Source organism: Blastococcus sp. TF02A-35, from assembly GCF_004571075.1.
In the GTDB taxonomy this organism is placed as follows: domain Bacteria; phylum Actinomycetota; class Actinomycetes; order Mycobacteriales; family Geodermatophilaceae; genus Blastococcus.
Genome location: NZ_SPQP01000009.1, coordinates 100,373 through 115,319, shown reverse-complemented (window position 1 = coordinate 115,319; position 14,947 = coordinate 100,373). Strand labels below are relative to the sequence as shown.

Below are 14,947 nucleotides of genomic sequence, written 5' to 3'. Positions count from 1 at the left end.
GCCCGCCCGGTTACCAGCTGACGCACAGGCACGCGACCTAGACTCGCGCCCGGTACGAGGGACCGGACCGGGCCCTCCCGCACGCGCGCACGCGCCCCGCAACGAGGAGAGGCCTTGGCCAAGGACCGCACGCCCGACAAGAGCCGAGCGACCGGTGGCGGCTCCTCCCGCTCCGGGGCCGGCGCCGGGGGCCGCGGCAAGGGCGGTCGCACCCGCCCGCCGACGCAGGTCGTCTCCCCGCAGCGCCCGTGGGGCCTGATCGCCTTCTCGGTCGCGCTGGCCGTGTTCGCCGTCACCGTCCTCGGCTACGCGCTGGCGCAGGTCCGGAAGTCCGAGGCGGACAAGGTCGAGTCCATCGACGAGATCAGCGGGGCCGAGGTCTACGAGTACGAGGGCGGGCAGCACGACGACGGGCCGCTCGAGTACGAGCAGTCGCCCCCGGTGGGCGGGATGCACGCCAACCAGTGGGCCGACTGCACCGGCACGGTCTACGACGTCGACATCCGGCACGAGAACGCGGTGCACAGCCTGGAGCACGGCGCCGTCTGGATCACCTACAACCCCGACGAGGTCTCCGACGCCGACGTCGACAAGCTGGCCGAGCTGGTGGACGGCGTCTCCGGCCGCATGCTCTCCCCGTACGAGGGCCAGGACACCCAGATCAGCGTCCAGTCGTGGGGCCACCAGCTGAAGGTGGACAGCGCCGACGACAAGCGGATCAAGCAGTTCGCCGAGCTGATGACCTACAAGTCCGACAGCTTCCCGGAGCCCGGCGCCACCTGCGAGCGGCCGGACTTCCTGGCCGACCCGCCGCTGGAGAGCGACGACGCCGGCGCCACCCCGGCCCCGGCCCAGACCCCGGCGCCGGCCGCCGAGACGCCCGCTCCCTGATCCGCGCACTCCAGCTCCACGGAGGAGACCGGTGACCAGCCCCGTCCCCGCACGCAGCCCGCTGCGCACCGCCCTGCTCGCCCTGGCCGCGGTGGCCCTGGTGCTGCTCGGTGCCGGTCTCGCCGTCCTGCTCGGGATCGGTGACCGGGGCACGGCCACGCCGACCGCCGACTCGGTGGACGCCGGCTTCTCCCGGGACATGTCCCGCCACCACCTGCAGGGCGTGGAGATGGCCAACCTGGTCGCCGAGCGCAGCGAGGACCCGGAGGTGGAGTCGCTGGCCGTCGACATCTCCGCCACGCAGACCAACCAGGCCGGGCGCATGCAGGGCTGGCTGGCGCTGTGGGGGCTGCCCATCACGGGCGGGGAGACGATGGCGTGGATGCCCGCCGACGCCCACGGCGGGCACAGCGGTCACGACATGGACATGGACATGGGTGCGGGCGCCCTCATGCCCGGCATGGCGACGGAGGAGGAGCTGGCGGACCTGCGGGGCCTGTCGGGCACCGCGTTCGACGTCGAGTTCCTGCGCCTGATGATCCGGCACCACCAGGGCGGCTTCGACATGGCGGCGCACGCCGCCGTCGAGGCCGACGTGCAGGCCGTCCGCGACCTGGCCCGCTCGATCGAGCAGTCCCAGGGGATCGAGACCGAGACGATGACCGACATGCTCACCGCCCGCGGCGGCACCCCCCTCCCCGCTCCCTGAGCGGCGGCCGCGGCCGCTCCCGGGCGCCGGGGCCGCCGTCCGGGCCACGGGCGGGGGCTGGTAACTTCTGACCTGCCCCGAGCCCCCGTAGCTCAGGGGATAGAGCACCGCCCTCCGGAGGCGGGTGCGCAGGTTCGAATCCTGCCGGGGGCACCACGGCGAACCGGCCCGCACCGTCTGCACGGTGCGGGCCGCTGTCGTTCCGGGAGGCCAGTCGTCCCGGGGCCCCGCTCAGGGCAGGACGGCGACCGCCTGCACCTCCACCAGCAGGTCCGGCTCCCCCAGCGCGCTGACGCCGACCAGCGTGACCGGCCGGACCGGCGAGCCGCCGAGCCGGTCGGCGACGCTTACCACGCCGGCGCCCAGATCCTGCAGCTTCTCCGGCGACCAGTCCACGACGTAGACCGTCAGCGCGGCCACGTCGTCGAAGGTGGCGCCGGCCGCCGCCAGCGCCGTCGCCACGTTGAGGTAGGCCTGCGCGACCTGGGCGGCGAGGTCGCCGGCGCCCACCGGCTCGCCGTCGGCGGTCCGCGCCACCTGGCCGGCGAGGTGCACGATGCGCGTGCCGGTGGACACCGACACCTGCGCGTAGACGTCGGGCTTCGGCAGCCCCTCGGGGTTGAGCAGTTCGACCGGCACGGCGTCCTCCTGGGGTCCGGCCACCGCCCGAGCGGCGGTGGTCCGGATCGTGGCACCGGCCACCGACAGGGCGCCCCGGGCCGGTGACCTCCGTCTCACCACGCTCGGCTAGCGTCCGCTGGCATGCAGACCAGCGGCATCCAGAAGGCAACCGTCGGCGACCTCGAGATCGCCTACGAGACGTTCGGCGACCCGGCGGGCACCCCGGTCCTGCTGGTGATGGGGCTGGCGACCCAGATGGTCGGCTGGCCCGACGAGTTCTGCGCCGGCATCGCCGAGCGCGGCCACTACGTCGTCCGCTTCGACAACCGCGACATCGGGCTCTCCACCCACCTGCACGACGCCGGCCCCGCCGACGTCATGTCCGTGCTCGGCGGTGACCGGTCCACGGTGGCCTACGGCCTGCCCGACCTCGCCGAGGACACCGTCGGCCTGCTCGACGCCCTCGGCCTGGACAGCGTGCACGTGGTCGGCGCCTCGATGGGCGGGATGATCGCCCAGCTGGTCGCCATCGCCCACCCGGAGCGGGTCCGCAGCCTCACCTCGATCATGTCCACCACCGGCGACCCGGCGGTGGGCGCGCCGGCCGAGGCGGCCCTCGGCGTGCTGCTGCCGGCCCCCGCGAGCGACCGCGACGGCGCGGTCCAGCGCGTCGTCGACACCTACCGGGTCATCGGCTCGCCCGGCTTCGAGTTCGACGAGGCGGCCGTGCGCGACCGCGCCGGCCTGTCCTTCGACCGCGCCTACGACCCCGCCGGGGTCTCCCGCCAGCTCGCCGCGATTCTCAGCACGCACGACCGCACCGCCGACCTGGGGAAGGTCACCGTGCCGACGCTGGTCATCCACGGCGAGCAGGACCAGCTGGTGAACGTCACCGGCGGCCGGGCCACCGCCGCCGCCGTGCCCGGCGCCGAGCTGATGGTCGTCGACGGAATGGGCCACGACCTGCCGCGCGAGCTGTGGTCGCAGCTCATCGACGGGATCACCGCGCTGGTCGAGCGCGCCGAGCAGGCCCGCTGAGCCGGTCGGGGGCGGGGCTCAGCTGGTGAGCATCCCGCCCTCGACCGGGATCGTCGTGCCGGTGACGTAGCCGCCCGCGTCGCTGACCAGGAACACCAGCGCCGCGGCCAGCTCCCGGGGGTCGCCGGCCCGGCCGGCCAGCACCCGAACCATCTGCTGGTCGAGGTACCCCTCGGGGTACTGGTCGGTCATCTCCGAGGCGAAGAAGCCCGGCGCGAGGGCGTTGACCCGGATCCCCTTGCGGCCGGTCCACTGCTGCGCCAGGTCACGGGTGAGCCCGATCAGGCCGGCCTTGCTCGCGGCGTACGCGGCCTGCGGCAGGCCGGCGGTGGTCAGCCCGAGGATGCTGGAGATGTTGACGATGGAGCTGCCCGGCTTCATGACCCGGCCGCAGGCCTGCGCCATCCAGTAGCAGCCGTTGAGGTTGACGTCGATGACCGAGCGGAACTGCTCGGGGCTCTCCCGGGTCGCGGGTGCCGCGGTGCCGATGCCGGCGTTGTTGACCAGGATGTCGACCTTGCCGAACTCGGCCATCGCGGCGTCGACCAGCCCCTGGCAGTCCTCCACCTTCGCGACGTCGGTCTGCACCGAGAGCGCCCGGCGCCCGGTCTCCTCCACCGCCCGCTGCGTCTCGGCCAGGCGGTCCACCCGCCGGGCGCCCAGGACCACGTCGCAGCCGGCCTCGGCCAGCGTGCGGGCGAAGACGGCGCCGAGGCCCGAGGACGCACCGGTCACGATCGCGACGCGGTCGTCGAGGCGGAACATGTCGAGGATCGTGCGGTCGGCCATCGGTGGGGCTCCCCCGGGTCGGTGCTGGGACGTCCGCGACACCGTATCCACCGTGTGCGGTACATCACCCGTCGAGCCGGGTAGGACCCCGCCGTCGCGCACCGGTACTCAGGGGGGACCGATCGATGACCAACCTCGCGCAGAACCTGCTCGACGCCGCGGATGCCGCGCCCGACCACCCCGCCCTGCGCATGGACGACGTCGTCCTCACCTACCGGGAGTTCGCCGACGCGTCCCTGCGGGTGGCCGCGGCCCTGCAGGACCGGGGCGTGGGCCCCGGGGACCGCGTCGGGATGGTGCTGCCCAACGTCGTCTCCTTCCCCGTCGTCTTCTACGGGGCACTGCTCGCCGGGGCCGCCGTGGTGCCGATGAACCCGCTGCTCAAGGCGCGGGAGGTGCAGTACTACCTGGAGGACTCGGGGGCGCGCGTCGTGGTGACGGCGGAGGCCTCCGCCGGCCCGGTGCAGGAGGCCGCCGCGACCGTGGGCGTCGAGGCGGTGACGGTCGGCGCCGCCTCGCCTGCCGAGCTCCTGGGCGACGAGTGCCTGACCGCCGCGGTCGACCGGGCCGACGAGGACGACGCGGTGATCCTCTACACCTCCGGCACCACCGGTCAGCCCAAGGGCGCCGAGCTCACGCACGCCAACCTGCGCGGCAACGCCCGCACGACCCACGAGACGCTGCTCCAGGGGGGCGGTGAGGACGTGATCATGGGCTGCCTGCCCCTGTTCCACGTCTTCGGCCTGACCTGCTCGCTCAACGCCGGCGTGATCGCCCGCTCCTGCCTGACCCTCATCCCCCGCTTCGACGGCGGCAAGGCGCTGCAGGTCATCGAGCGCGACCGGGTGACGATCTTCCAGGGCGTGCCGACGATGTTCGCCGCCATGCTGCACCAGCCCGACGCCGAGCAGCACGACGTCTCCAGCCTCCGGCTGTGCGTCTCGGGCGGCTCGGCGATGCCGGTGGAGATCATGCGGGCCTTCGAGGAGCGGTTCGGCTGCATCGTGCTGGAGGGCTACGGGCTGTCGGAGACCTCGCCGGTGGCCTCCTTCAACCACCCCGACGCCGAGCGCAAGCCCGGCTCGATCGGCACCCCGATCCGCGGGGTGGAGATGCGCCTGGTCGACGACGACGGCAACGACGTGCCGCCCGGCGAGGTCGGCGAGATCGCCATCCGCGGCGAGAACGTGATGAAGGGCTACTGGCAGCGGCCGGAGGAGACGGCCAAGGCGATCCCGGACGGCTGGTTCCGGACCGGTGACCTGGCCCGCCGGGACGACGACGGCTACTACTTCATCGTCGACCGGAAGAAGGAGATGATCATCCGCGGCGGGTACAACGTGTACCCGCGGGAGATCGAGGAAGCCCTCTACGAGCACCCGGCCGTGGCCGAGGTCGCCGTCATCGGCGTCTCCCACCCCGACCTGGGCGAGGAGGTCGCCGCGGCCGTCGCGCTCAAGCCCGGTGCCACCGCCGAGGCCGACGAGCTGCGCGAGTTCGTCAAGGCCCGCGTGGCCGCCTACAAGTACCCGCGCCACCTGTGGCTGGTCGACGCCCTGCCCAAGGGCCCGACCGGCAAGATCCTCCGCCGCGCGGTCGAGGTGCCGGCCGAGGTGGGGTCCCGGTGAGCGAGCCACCCCTCTGGCGGCAGGCCTACGACGCCGTCGACCGCGCGGTCACCCCGCGCGCGGAGCACCTGGTGCGCACCCCCGGCTTCGCCCTGGGGGTGGCGCTGCTGCGGCGGGCGACGACGGTCGCGCGGTCCTCCGCCCAGGACCTCACCGCCCGGGCCTGGCACCTGGTGAACCTGCCCGCCGGGAGCGACGTCCACCGGCTCCGCGCCCAGGTGGGTGCGCTGGACCGGGAGGTCCGCCGGCTGACCGTGGCCCTCGAGGCCGAACGACGCCGCGCGCTCCCCGCACGACCCGCCGAGCCCCGGACCCCGGAGGACAGCCATGCCGACCGTGCCCAGCCCGCAGACGATCCTCGACCGCGTCCGGCGCGACGTGGAGCGCAACGCCCTACGGGCACGTAACGGGATCCGGCTGGTCGCCGGCGTCGACCGCCCCGGCGTGGGCTGCACGCCCAAGGACGTCGTCTGGGAGCGCGGCCGCACCCAGCTGTGGCACTACCGCAACGACCCGGAGACCCACGGCGGGGTGCGGCACTCCCCTCCCCTGCTGCTGGTCTTCAGCCTGATCAGCCGCAGCTACATCCTCGACCTGTCACCGGGCAACAGCTTCGTCGAGCAGCTGCTCCGGGCCGGGTTCGACGTGTACCTGGTCGACTGGGGCGAGCCCGACGAGCGCGACGCCGGGAACGGGCTGGAGGACTACGCCGACGACTACATCCCGGCCGCCATCGACCGGGTGCTCGAGCTCTCCGGGGCCGACGAGGTGAACCTCTTCGGCTACTGCTTCGGCGGCGACCTCTCGCTGCTGCACGCGGCGCACCACCCCGACTCGCCCCTGCGCAGCCTCACGGTCCTGGCCACGCCGGTGGACTTCCGGCACATGGGCCCGCTGGCCGACGTCTTCGCCGTCGGCGGCCTGGAGGTCGACTCGGTCGTCGACGAGAACGGCAACGTGCCGCCGCAGGTCGTCGTCCAGGGCTTCCGGACCCTCACCCCCACGGCGGAGGTGACCCGGTACGTGACGCTGTGGGAGCGGCTCTGGAACGACGAGTACGTCGCCTCCTACCAGGCCATGACCGGCTGGTCGGACGACCACGTGCCCTTCCCCGGCCGGGCCGCCCGGCAGACCGTGCGGATGCTCGTGCGCGACAACGGCATGGTGAACGACCGGCTGTCCGTGGGCGGCGACCCGGTGCACCTGTCCGACATCCGGGTGCCCTTCCTGACGGTGCGCGCCGAGCGGGACCACATCGTGCCGACGGCGGCCAGCGCCCCGCTGATGGACCTCGTCGGGTCACCGGACAAGCACGAGCTGGTGCTGCCCGCCGGGCACATGGGGCTGGTCGTGGGCCGTACCGCGGCGAAGACGACGGTGCCCACGATCATCGACTTCCTGCGGCGGCGCAGCGACGCCGTGGACCGGCCGGACCTGGCGAGGGGAGCCTGAGGTGACCGACCACGTGGAGACCCCGTCGGTGACGGTGGAGGCCCTCGGCGCAGGGCACGCCGACGCGCTGCAGCGCTTCTTCGCCGGCCTGCCCGAGGGCGACCGCACGTTCATCAAGGAGGACGTCACCGACCCCGCGACGGTGCGCGCGTGGGCCGAGGACGGCACCGCCCGCTGGGTGGCGACCGGGCCGGACGGCGGCATCGACGGCTACGTGGCGGTCCGCCGGCTCTCCGGCTGGTCCGACCACGTCGCGGAGCTGCGGCTGGTCGTCGGTCCCCGCCGCCGCGGGTCCGGGCTCGGCCGGGTGCTGGCCCGGCACGCGGTCACCGAGGCCATCGCCTCCGGCGCCACCAAGCTCGTGGTGGAGGTGGTGGCCGAGCAGGGCGCCGCGCTGGCGCTGTTCACGGCACTGGGCTTCCGCGGCGAGGCGCTGCTGGAGGACCACATCCGCGACCGGTCCGGGCAGCTGCGCGACCTCCTGGTGCTCGCCCACCGGGTCGACGCCACCTGGTCGGCGATGGACACCCTCGGGCTGCCCGAGGCGCTCGACGGCGACGGCGCACCCGACCCCGCCTGAGACCGGGCGGCGCCCGCGCGGCACGCTGGCCCGGTGACGGTCGCTCCTCCCCGGTCCACCCGCCGCGCCTGGCTCCCGGTGGCGCTGACGATGTTCGCCATCGGCTGGGGCGCCAACCAGTTCGTCAGCCTGCTGGTGGCCTACCGCGAGCGCTCCGGCTTCTCGGTCAGCACCGTCGACGCCCTGGTCGGCGCCTACGCGCTGGGCCTGATCCCCGCGCTGCTGGTGCTCGGGCCGATCTCCGACCGCCGGGGCCGCACCCCCGTGCTGCGCGCCGCCGCGGTGGTGTCGCTGGTGGCGACGGCGGTGCTGATGGTCGGCGACCTGTGGGCGCTCTACGCCGGCCGGCTGCTCGCCGGGCTGGCCAGCGGCGCCGCCTTCGCCGCCGGCAGCGCCTGGGTCGAGGAGCTCTCCACGAAGCACTGGGACCCCGACGCCCGCGAGGGGGCCGGTGCCCGCCGGGCGGCGATGTCGCTGACCGCCGGGTTCTGCCTCGGGCCGGTGGTGGCCGGCCTCCTGGCGCAGTGGGCGCCCGCCCCGCTGGTCACCGCCTACCTGCCGCACCTGGTCGTCGTCCTCGCGGTGCTCGTGCCACTGTGGCGGGCGCCGGAGACGGTGGACCCGGCGCGGGTCTCCCCCGCCGCGGGCTCGCCGCTGGCCCGGCTGCGCGTCCGCTCGGCCGCCGACCCGCGGTTCCGGCGCTCGGTGGCGCCCGTCGCGCCGTGGGTGTTCGGCGCCGCCACGATCTCCATCGCCGTCCTGCCCGGGCTGGTGACCGGCACGACCGCCGGCTGGACCGTCGCGTTCAGCTCGCTGGTCGCGGGGGTCACGCTGGGCACCGGCTTCCTCGTCCAGCCGACGGCGCGCCGGATCGCCGCCGCCTCCCCCCGCCGCGGCGTGGTGTGCGGGCTCGCCGCCGTCGTCGTCGGCCTCGGCACCGCGGCCGCCGCCGCGGCCACGACGTCGCCCTGGCTCGTGGCGACGGCCGCCGTCGTCCTGGGCACGGGGTACGGCTGCTGCCTGGTCTCGGGGCTGATCCAGACCCAGCGCATCGCGGCACCGGGCGAGCTCGCCGGCCTCACCGCCGTCTACTACGCGCTCACCTACGTGGGCTTCGCCGCGCCGGTGCTGCTCTCGCTGCTGGCCGCACTGGTCCCCTACTGGGTGCTGCTGCTCGGCGCCGCCGGCCTGGCCGCGGCCACCCTCGCGGTCGCGGTGGGCGCGCCGCGCGGGACCGCTCTCAGCGCTCGGTGACCCGCCCGCCGTCGACCTCCAGCCGGCGGTCGGTCCGCACCGCCGCCAGCATCCGGCGGTCGTGGGTGACCAGCAGCAGCGTGCCGGTGTAGCCCGCCAGCGCCTGCTCCAGCTGCTCGATAGCCGGCAGGTCCAGGTGGTTGGTCGGCTCGTCGAGGACCAGCACGTTCACCCCGCGCGCCTGCAGCAGCGCCAGGGCCGCACGGGTCCGCTCGCCGGGCGAGAGCGTCACGGCCGGCCGCAGCACGTGGTCGGCGGTCAGCCCGAACTTCGCCAGCAGGGTGCGCACCTCCGCCGTCGGCCAGTCGGGCACCTCGGCACCGAAGGCGTCCAGCAGCTGCTCGGCGCCGAAGAACCGGCCACGGGCCTGGTCGATCTCGCCGACCTGCACCGACGGCCCCAGCGAGGCCGTCCCCTCGTCCAGGGGCACGCGACCGAGGAGGGCGGCCAGCAGGGTCGACTTGCCCGAGCCGTTGGCCCCGGTGATGGCGACGCGGTCACCCCCGTCGACCTGCAGGTCCACCGGCCCCAGGGTGAAGCCGCCGCGCCGGACGACGGCGCCGCGCAGCGTCGCGACGACCGCGCCGGACCGCGGGGCGGCAGCGATCTCCATGCGCAGCTCCCACTCCTTGCGGGGCTCCTCGACCACGTCGAGGCGCTCGATCATCCGCTGGGTCTGCCTGGCCTTGGCGGCCTGCTTCTCCGAGGACGCCCGGTTCGCCGCCTTGATGTGCTTGTCGCCGTCCTTCGACTTCTTGATCGAGTCGCGGACGCCCTTGGCCATCCAGTTCCGCTGCATCTGCGCGCGGGCCTCGAGCGCCGCCTTGGTGTCGGCGAACTCCTCGTACTCCTCGCGCGCGTGCCGGCGGGCCACCTCGCGCTCGGTCAGGTAGGCCTCGTAGCCGCCGTCGTGCACCCGCACCAGCTGCTGGGCGAGGTCCAGCTCGACGACACGGTTCACCGTGCGGGCGAGGAACTCGCGGTCGTGGCTGACCACGACCACCCCGGACCGCGCGCCCGTGACGAACCGCTCGAGCTGCTCCAGGCCGGCCAGGTCCAGGTCGTTGGTGGGCTCGTCGAGCATCAGGACGTCGTAGCGCGACAGCAGCAGCGTCGCCAGGCCGACCCGGGCCGCCTGCCCGCCGGAGAGGCCGGTGGTCGGCGCGTCCAGGGCGACGCCGGGGGCGACCTCGGCGACCACCTCCGCGGCCCGCTCCTCCAGGTCGGCCCCGCCGAGGGCCAGCCACCGCTCGAGGGCGTCGCCGTACACGTCGTCGGCGCCCGGCTCGCCGGCCGCCAGCGCCTCGGTCGCGGCGTCCATGGCCTCCTGCGCGGCGGCCACCCCCGTGCGCCGCGCGAGCGCGGCGAGCACCGTCTCGCCCTCGCGCCGCTCGTGCTCCTGCGGGAGGTAGCCGAGGGTGGCGCTGGGCGGGCTGAGCGCGATGCTGCCGGCCTCGGCGGGGATCTCCCCGGCGAGGGTGCGCAGCAGGGTGGACTTCCCGGCTCCGTTGACGCCGACCAGCCCCACGACGTCGCCCGGGGCGACGACGAGGTCCAGGCCGGAGAACAGCACGCGGGCGCCGTGTCCGGCCGCCAGTCCGCGCGCGACGAGGGTGGCGCTCACCCCCACAGCCTGCCAAGGCCGGTCCACCGGCCCTCACCCGCGGTCAGTCGCCGGGCCCGTCCCCGGGGTCGAAGGCGTCCTCGTCGTAGCCGCCGTCGTGGTCGGCGTCGCCCGTCGTCCGCGGCCGGCGCACGAGCCAGGGCTGCAGGTGGTCGTAGCCGCGGACGGAGACCCGGCGCAGCGGCCGCACCCGGTAGCGCTCGGTCTCCCGCAGCCGGTCGGCGAGCTCGCGGTCGACCAGCAGCGCGCCCGGCCGGGCCAGCGAGGTGAGCCGGCTGGCCAGGTTCACCACCGGCGAGTAGACGTCGCCCAGCCGGGTCAGGACCGCACCGTAGGCGGCGCCGACCCGCAGCGGCGGGCGCTCGGCGGCGTCCCAGGCGTGGGGCAGCTCCAACCCGATGTCGGCGGCGTCGGTGGCCGAGGCGGCGGTGAAGAGCACGCCGTCGCCCACCGTCTTCACCACCCGGCCGTGGTGGCGGGCGATGACCTCGGCCGCGGTGCTCTCGAAGTCCTCGACCATGGCGCCGAGCTCGCGCCCGCCCATGCCGCGGCTGCGCGAGGTGTAGCCGACCAGGTCGGCGAACCCCACCGCGAGCTCCCGCCGGTCACCGGGACCGCCGGCGGCGAGCAGCCGGTCCACGTTGGCCGCCAGGTGCCGGCGCCAGACGTAGTCCTGCACCTCCCGCAGCCGCGGTAGCAGCGCCTCGGCGGCGTCCACGGCCTCCTCGGTGCTCACCTCCCGGCCGCTGCGGTCGGCGTTGCCGGAGAGCGCGTCGGCCAGCATGTCGGTCTGCCAGTCGGCCAGCCGGGACAGCGACTGCCCCATGGCGCGGGCGATCGAGGCCTCGCTGTCCGGGCCGATGAACCCCGAGTCGATCAGCGTGGAGAGGACCCCCAGCGCCGCGACGTCGGCATCGGTGAAGGCGGGGTCGTCGTCGGAGGCGTCCGGGAAGCCCAGCGCCCGCCAGAGCCGCTGCGTGCGCTCCGGCGGCATGCCGGCCTGCGCGCCGACCTGCAGCCGCGTGTACCGCCGCGGGCCCCCGAGCAGCAGCCGCTCCAGGGCCTCCCGCGCACCGGGGCCCGGGAGCGGGGCCCCTGCCTCGTCCATCCCCGTCGGAGACCTCAGTCGGTGGTGTGCACGACGAGCACGTCGCACTGGGACCGGCGGGTGGCGTCGGCCGGCACCGAGCCCAGCAGCCGGCCCTTGATGCCGTTCAGCCCGCGGTTGCCGACGACCAGCAGGTCGGCGTCCTCCCGCCGCACCACGTCGAGGAGGGCCTCCACCGGCGAGCCGACGACGGCGACGGTGCGGACCTCTCTCGCCCCGGCCGCGCGGGCACGGTCGGCCGCGGTGCGCACGGTGTCCTCGGCGGGGTGGGACCCGACCACCTGGTAGGCCTCGTCGCCCAGGACGTCCTGCGCGCGGGCCATCTCCCGGTCCCCGCCCTCCAGGGGCAGGTAGGCGCAGGCGATCACCAGCGTCGCTCCGCACGCGCCGGCGAGGGCCCCGGCGCGGCCGACCGCGCGCAGGGACGATTCCGACCCGTCGGTTCCGACGACGACCGTGGAGTAGGTGCTCGCGGCATCGCTCACGGCGCGCACTCTATGTGACGTCGGCGTGTCGTGTGCCCCCGCTCACCCAAATGACCCCGTACCGGCCTCTCGGTGCGATTGGATGGCGGTACCGGTCCCGCCGACGACGAGGAGTGCGCCATTCCGACCGCCCACGCCCCTGCGCCAGGCCCCGTGCGGGTCGAGGTCAGCGGGCTCACCAAGTCCTTCGGCGCGGTGCGCGCGGTGTCCGACCTGGGGTTCACCGTGGAGCCGGGCTCGGTCACGGGCTTCCTCGGCCCCAACGGCGCCGGAAAGACCACGACGCTGCGGATGCTGCTCGGCCTCGTCCGGCCCGACTCCGGCACGGCGACCTTCGACGGCGTCCCCTACGCGGCGCTGCCCGCACCGGTGCACACCGTCGGTGCGGTGCTGGAGACCGCGTTCCACCCGGCGCGGTCCGGCCTCAACCACCTGCGGGTGTACTGCCGCGCCGCCGGGCTGCCCCAGGAGCGCGCCGACGCGGTGCTCGCCCAGGTGGGCCTGACCGACGCCGGTGGCCGCCGCGCCGGCGGCTACTCGCTCGGCATGCGGCAGCGCCTGGCGCTGGCCACGGCGCTGCTGGGCAACCCCGCCGTCCTGGTGCTCGACGAGCCGGCCAACGGCCTGGACCCCGAGGGCATCCAGTGGCTGCGCGGGTTCCTCCGCTACCTCGCGCACGAGGAGGGCCGGACGGTGCTGGTGTCCAGCCACCTGCTGTCGGAGGTCGAGCAGACCGTGGACCGCGTGGTCATCGTCGGCGCCGGCCGGCTGGTCCGCGAGGGGTCGATGGACCAGCTCCGCTCCGGCGCGGAGGGCGCCGGGACGGTCCTGGTGCGCAGCCCGCAGGCGGCGCGGCTCGCCGAGCTGCTGCGGGCCGAGGGCGTGCAGGTGTCCGCCGGCGAGGACGGCGGGCTGACCGTGCACGGCCGGAGCAGCGCCGACGTGGGCGCCCGGGCCTTCGCGGCGGGCGTGGAGCTGCACGAGCTCCGCCCGCACAGCAGCGGGCTCGAGGAGATCTACTTCCAGCTGACGGCCGGCCAGGAGCAGTACGCGGCCCCTGCCGCCGGAGAGGGCACGCGATGACCGGGCTGGTGCGCGCGGAGTGGCTGAAGCTGTTCTCCACCCGCTTCTGGATCGGGGTGCTGATCGGCGGCTGCCTGATGACCGCCGGCTTCTCGGTGCTGTTCACCGCGCTGGCCGGGGTGGCGCAGGAGGGGCAGCCGGCCCTGCCGGAGGTGGGCACCCCGGCGTTCGAGGAGCTCGCGCTCTCCGTCGCCGCCAACGCCAGCGTCTTCCTGCTGATCCTCGGGATCATCGGGATGACGCAGGAGTACCGGCACAAGACCGCCGTCCCGACCTTCCTGACCACCCCGGACCGCGGCCGGGTGGTCGCCGCCAAGCTGCTCGCCTACGCCGTCGTGGCGGTGCCGTTCACGCTGCTGCTCCTCGCGGTGAACGTCGCGGTCGTCGCCGTCGCCGCGGGCGCCCGGGGCGACGCCCCCTCGCTGACCGGTGACAACGTGCGGACCGTGGCCATGTCCGGCCTGGTCCTGGTGCTCTTCACGGTGATCGGGGTCGGGGTGGGCGCGCTCGTCCGCAGCCAGGTCGGCGCGGTCGTGGGTGCCCTGGTCTACCTGTACGTGGTGGAGCCGCTGGTGGCCCTCATCGGTGCCATCCAGGGCGTCTACAAGTGGCTGCCCGGCGGCGCGGTCCAGGCGGTCACCTCCGACTTCCAGGCACCGGAGCTGCTCGAACCGTGGCAGGGCGCCCTGCTGCTCCTCGGTTACGGTCTGGTGGCCGCACTGCTGGGGGCCCTGTTCGCCGTCCGCCGCGACGTCGGCTGAGCCCCCGCCCGGGAGAACTGGAGACCGCGTGACCACCCGCATGACAGTCCAGCGGCTCGGCCGGCTCATCGCCGACGGGGACGTCGAGGCCGTCCGGTCAGCCGTCGCCGAGGCGCCGCGGCTGCTCACCGGGACCGTCGAGCACGAGGGCCAGGACGGCTGGACCCCCCTGCACCTCGCCGTCGCCGGCGGCCGGGCCGAGGTGGTCGACGTCCTCGTGGACGCCGGCGCGGACCTCTCGGCCCGGACCGAGCACCACCGCACCCCGCTGCACGTGGCCCTGGAGCACGCGCCCGACCTGGTCCCGCTGCTCGTCTCGCGCGGTGCCCCCGTCGACGCCCCCAGCGCGGCCTACCTGGACGACGTCGAGCGGCTCACCGCCGAGCTCGACGGCGGTGCCGCCCTGACCGACCCGACCACCGGCGTCGACCTGCTCGCCTGGGCCGCCTTCGGCGGTGCAGCCGGCACCGCCCGGCTGCTGCTGGACCGCGGCGCCGACGCCGACGGCGGGGCCCTGCACGCGGCCACCACGGCCGGGCACCTGGAGCTGGTCCGCCTGCTGCTGGAGGCCGGGGCCGACGTCGACGGGCGGGACGCCGACACCGGTCGCACCCCGCTGCACTCGGCGGTGGCGGCCGGCGCCGCCGGCGACGCGCCGGAGATCGTGCGGCTGCTGCTGGACTCCGGGGCCGACGTGGACGCCACCACCCACGACGGCGCCAGCGCCCTCGACATCAGCCGCGTGGCCGCCGCCCGGCACCGCCGGGCCGACGAGCAGGCGGCCACCGGCAACGACGCCCTGGTCGAGCTCCTGGTCGCGCACGGCGCGACGCACTGACGGTCCGGTGGGCGAGGCACGCCTGTCCTCATCCGCACCCGGACGACCGCCGCCCACGGGCGTAGACTCGCCACCCGGTCCAGCGA

The 14,947-nt window shown here is 75.1% G+C and carries 16 protein-coding genes and 1 tRNA gene; 12 read left to right on the top strand and 5 right to left on the bottom strand.

Annotation, left to right across the window (positions count from 1 at the left end; genetic code table 11):
* Nucleotides 1-114 precede the first annotated feature (114 nt).
* The 3 genes from E4P43_RS06805 (at nt 115) to E4P43_RS06795 (ending at nt 1,756) form a co-directional block, all read left to right on the top strand.
* Nucleotides 115-891 carry a DUF3105 domain-containing protein gene (locus E4P43_RS06805; protein ID WP_135144648.1) on the top strand — a complete coding sequence of 259 codons (777 nt, stop codon included), beginning with the start codon at nt 115-117 and terminating at the stop codon, nt 889-891.
* A 31-nt stretch (nt 892-922) separates the two neighbouring features.
* Entirely contained in the window at nt 923-1,600 is a 678-nt protein-coding gene (locus tag E4P43_RS06800; protein ID WP_135144647.1) for a DUF305 domain-containing protein, read from the top strand.
* 81 nt (nt 1,601-1,681) lie between these two features.
* A tRNA-Arg gene (locus E4P43_RS06795) sits at nt 1,682-1,756 on the top strand.
* A gap of 75 nt (nt 1,757-1,831) precedes the next feature.
* Here E4P43_RS06795 and E4P43_RS06790 read toward each other — a convergent pair.
* Nucleotides 1,832-2,239 (bottom strand): RidA family protein, encoded by a 408-nt coding sequence (locus E4P43_RS06790; RefSeq protein WP_135144646.1) that lies wholly within the window; start codon nt 2,237-2,239, stop codon nt 1,832-1,834.
* 123 nt (nt 2,240-2,362) lie between these two features.
* On the opposite strand from E4P43_RS06790, the gene E4P43_RS06785 reads away from it, so the two are divergent.
* The gene (locus E4P43_RS06785; protein ID WP_135144645.1) at nt 2,363-3,259 is read left to right on the top strand and encodes an alpha/beta hydrolase; all 897 of its coding nucleotides are present in this window, start codon (nt 2,363-2,365) and stop codon (nt 3,257-3,259) included.
* 18 nt (nt 3,260-3,277) lie between these two features.
* Here the strand turns inward: E4P43_RS06785 and E4P43_RS06780 are convergent, their stop codons facing one another.
* The gene (locus E4P43_RS06780; protein WP_135144644.1) at nt 3,278-4,048 is read right to left on the bottom strand and encodes an SDR family oxidoreductase; all 771 of its coding nucleotides are present in this window, start codon (nt 4,046-4,048) and stop codon (nt 3,278-3,280) included.
* Between the two features lie 125 nt (nt 4,049-4,173).
* On the opposite strand from E4P43_RS06780, the gene E4P43_RS06775 reads away from it, so the two are divergent.
* The 5 genes from E4P43_RS06775 to E4P43_RS06755 are packed head-to-tail and all read left to right on the top strand — an operon-like array spanning nt 4,174 to nt 8,962.
* Complete coding sequence (locus E4P43_RS06775; protein WP_135144643.1) at nt 4,174-5,676, top strand: long-chain fatty acid--CoA ligase; 1,503 nt, start codon at nt 4,174-4,176, stop codon at nt 5,674-5,676.
* The gene (locus tag E4P43_RS06770) at nt 5,673-6,083 is read left to right on the top strand and encodes a hypothetical protein (protein WP_135144642.1); all 411 of its coding nucleotides are present in this window, start codon (nt 5,673-5,675) and stop codon (nt 6,081-6,083) included. The genes E4P43_RS06775 and E4P43_RS06770 overlap by 4 nt, the downstream gene beginning before the upstream one ends.
* Nucleotides 6,004-7,128, top strand: a complete 1,125-nt coding sequence (locus tag E4P43_RS06765; protein WP_135144641.1) for an alpha/beta fold hydrolase — start codon at nt 6,004-6,006, stop codon at nt 7,126-7,128. The genes E4P43_RS06770 and E4P43_RS06765 overlap by 80 nt, the downstream gene beginning before the upstream one ends.
* Before the next feature lies 1 nt (nt 7,129).
* The gene (locus E4P43_RS06760; RefSeq protein WP_245158973.1) at nt 7,130-7,708 is read left to right on the top strand and encodes a GNAT family N-acetyltransferase; all 579 of its coding nucleotides are present in this window, start codon (nt 7,130-7,132) and stop codon (nt 7,706-7,708) included.
* A gap of 33 nt (nt 7,709-7,741) precedes the next feature.
* Complete coding sequence (locus E4P43_RS06755; RefSeq protein ID WP_135144640.1) at nt 7,742-8,962, top strand: MFS transporter; 1,221 nt, start codon at nt 7,742-7,744, stop codon at nt 8,960-8,962.
* Here E4P43_RS06755 and E4P43_RS06750 read toward each other — a convergent pair.
* Genes E4P43_RS06750 through E4P43_RS06740 form a run of 3 tightly spaced genes read right to left on the bottom strand, consistent with a single transcriptional unit; the run spans nt 8,949 to nt 12,179 of the window.
* Nucleotides 8,949-10,586 (bottom strand): ABC-F family ATP-binding cassette domain-containing protein, encoded by a 1,638-nt coding sequence (locus E4P43_RS06750; RefSeq protein WP_135144639.1) that lies wholly within the window; start codon nt 10,584-10,586, stop codon nt 8,949-8,951. The two genes, E4P43_RS06755 and E4P43_RS06750, sit on opposite strands and share 14 nt — an antisense overlap.
* 43 nt (nt 10,587-10,629) lie before the next feature.
* Nucleotides 10,630-11,694: an adenylate/guanylate cyclase domain-containing protein gene (locus E4P43_RS06745; RefSeq protein ID WP_135144638.1), complete on the bottom strand. Its 1,065-nt coding sequence runs from the start codon at nt 11,692-11,694 to the stop codon at nt 10,630-10,632.
* 14 nt (nt 11,695-11,708) lie between these two features.
* On the bottom strand, nt 11,709-12,179 hold the full coding sequence (locus E4P43_RS06740) for a universal stress protein (protein ID WP_135144637.1): 471 nt from the start codon (nt 12,177-12,179) through the stop codon (nt 11,709-11,711).
* Nucleotides 12,180-12,332: 153 nt separating this feature from the next.
* Here E4P43_RS06740 and E4P43_RS06735 point away from each other — a divergent pair, with 153 nt between their 5' ends.
* From E4P43_RS06735 to E4P43_RS06725, 3 genes are read left to right on the top strand one after another with little or no spacing between them, the layout of a single operon-like run.
* Nucleotides 12,333-13,262: an ATP-binding cassette domain-containing protein gene (locus tag E4P43_RS06735; protein WP_245158972.1), complete on the top strand. Its 930-nt coding sequence runs from the start codon at nt 12,333-12,335 to the stop codon at nt 13,260-13,262.
* Nucleotides 13,259-14,023, top strand: a complete 765-nt coding sequence (locus tag E4P43_RS06730) for an ABC transporter permease (protein WP_135144636.1) — start codon at nt 13,259-13,261, stop codon at nt 14,021-14,023. Before E4P43_RS06735 ends, E4P43_RS06730 begins: the two co-directional genes overlap by 4 nt.
* A 28-nt stretch (nt 14,024-14,051) precedes the next feature.
* Nucleotides 14,052-14,861 (top strand): ankyrin repeat domain-containing protein, encoded by an 810-nt coding sequence (locus tag E4P43_RS06725; protein WP_135144635.1) that lies wholly within the window; start codon nt 14,052-14,054, stop codon nt 14,859-14,861.
* Nucleotides 14,862-14,947 lie beyond the last annotated feature (86 nt).

Bases quoted from the DNA above. Each gene is read 5' to 3' on its own strand.
- E4P43_RS06775 (WP_135144643.1), top strand. From the start codon at position 4,174: ATGACCAACCTCGCGCAGAACCTGCTCGACGCCGCGGATGCCGCGCCC.
- E4P43_RS06780 (WP_135144644.1), bottom strand. From the start codon at position 4,048: ATGGCCGACCGCACGATCCTCGACATGTTCCGCCTCGACGACCGCGTC.
- E4P43_RS06785 (WP_135144645.1), top strand. From the start codon at position 2,363: ATGCAGACCAGCGGCATCCAGAAGGCAACCGTCGGCGACCTCGAGATC.
- E4P43_RS06730 (WP_135144636.1), top strand. From the start codon at position 13,259: ATGACCGGGCTGGTGCGCGCGGAGTGGCTGAAGCTGTTCTCCACCCGC.
- E4P43_RS06765 (WP_135144641.1), top strand. From the start codon at position 6,004: ATGCCGACCGTGCCCAGCCCGCAGACGATCCTCGACCGCGTCCGGCGC.
- E4P43_RS06745 (WP_135144638.1), bottom strand. From the start codon at position 11,694: ATGGACGAGGCAGGGGCCCCGCTCCCGGGCCCCGGTGCGCGGGAGGCC.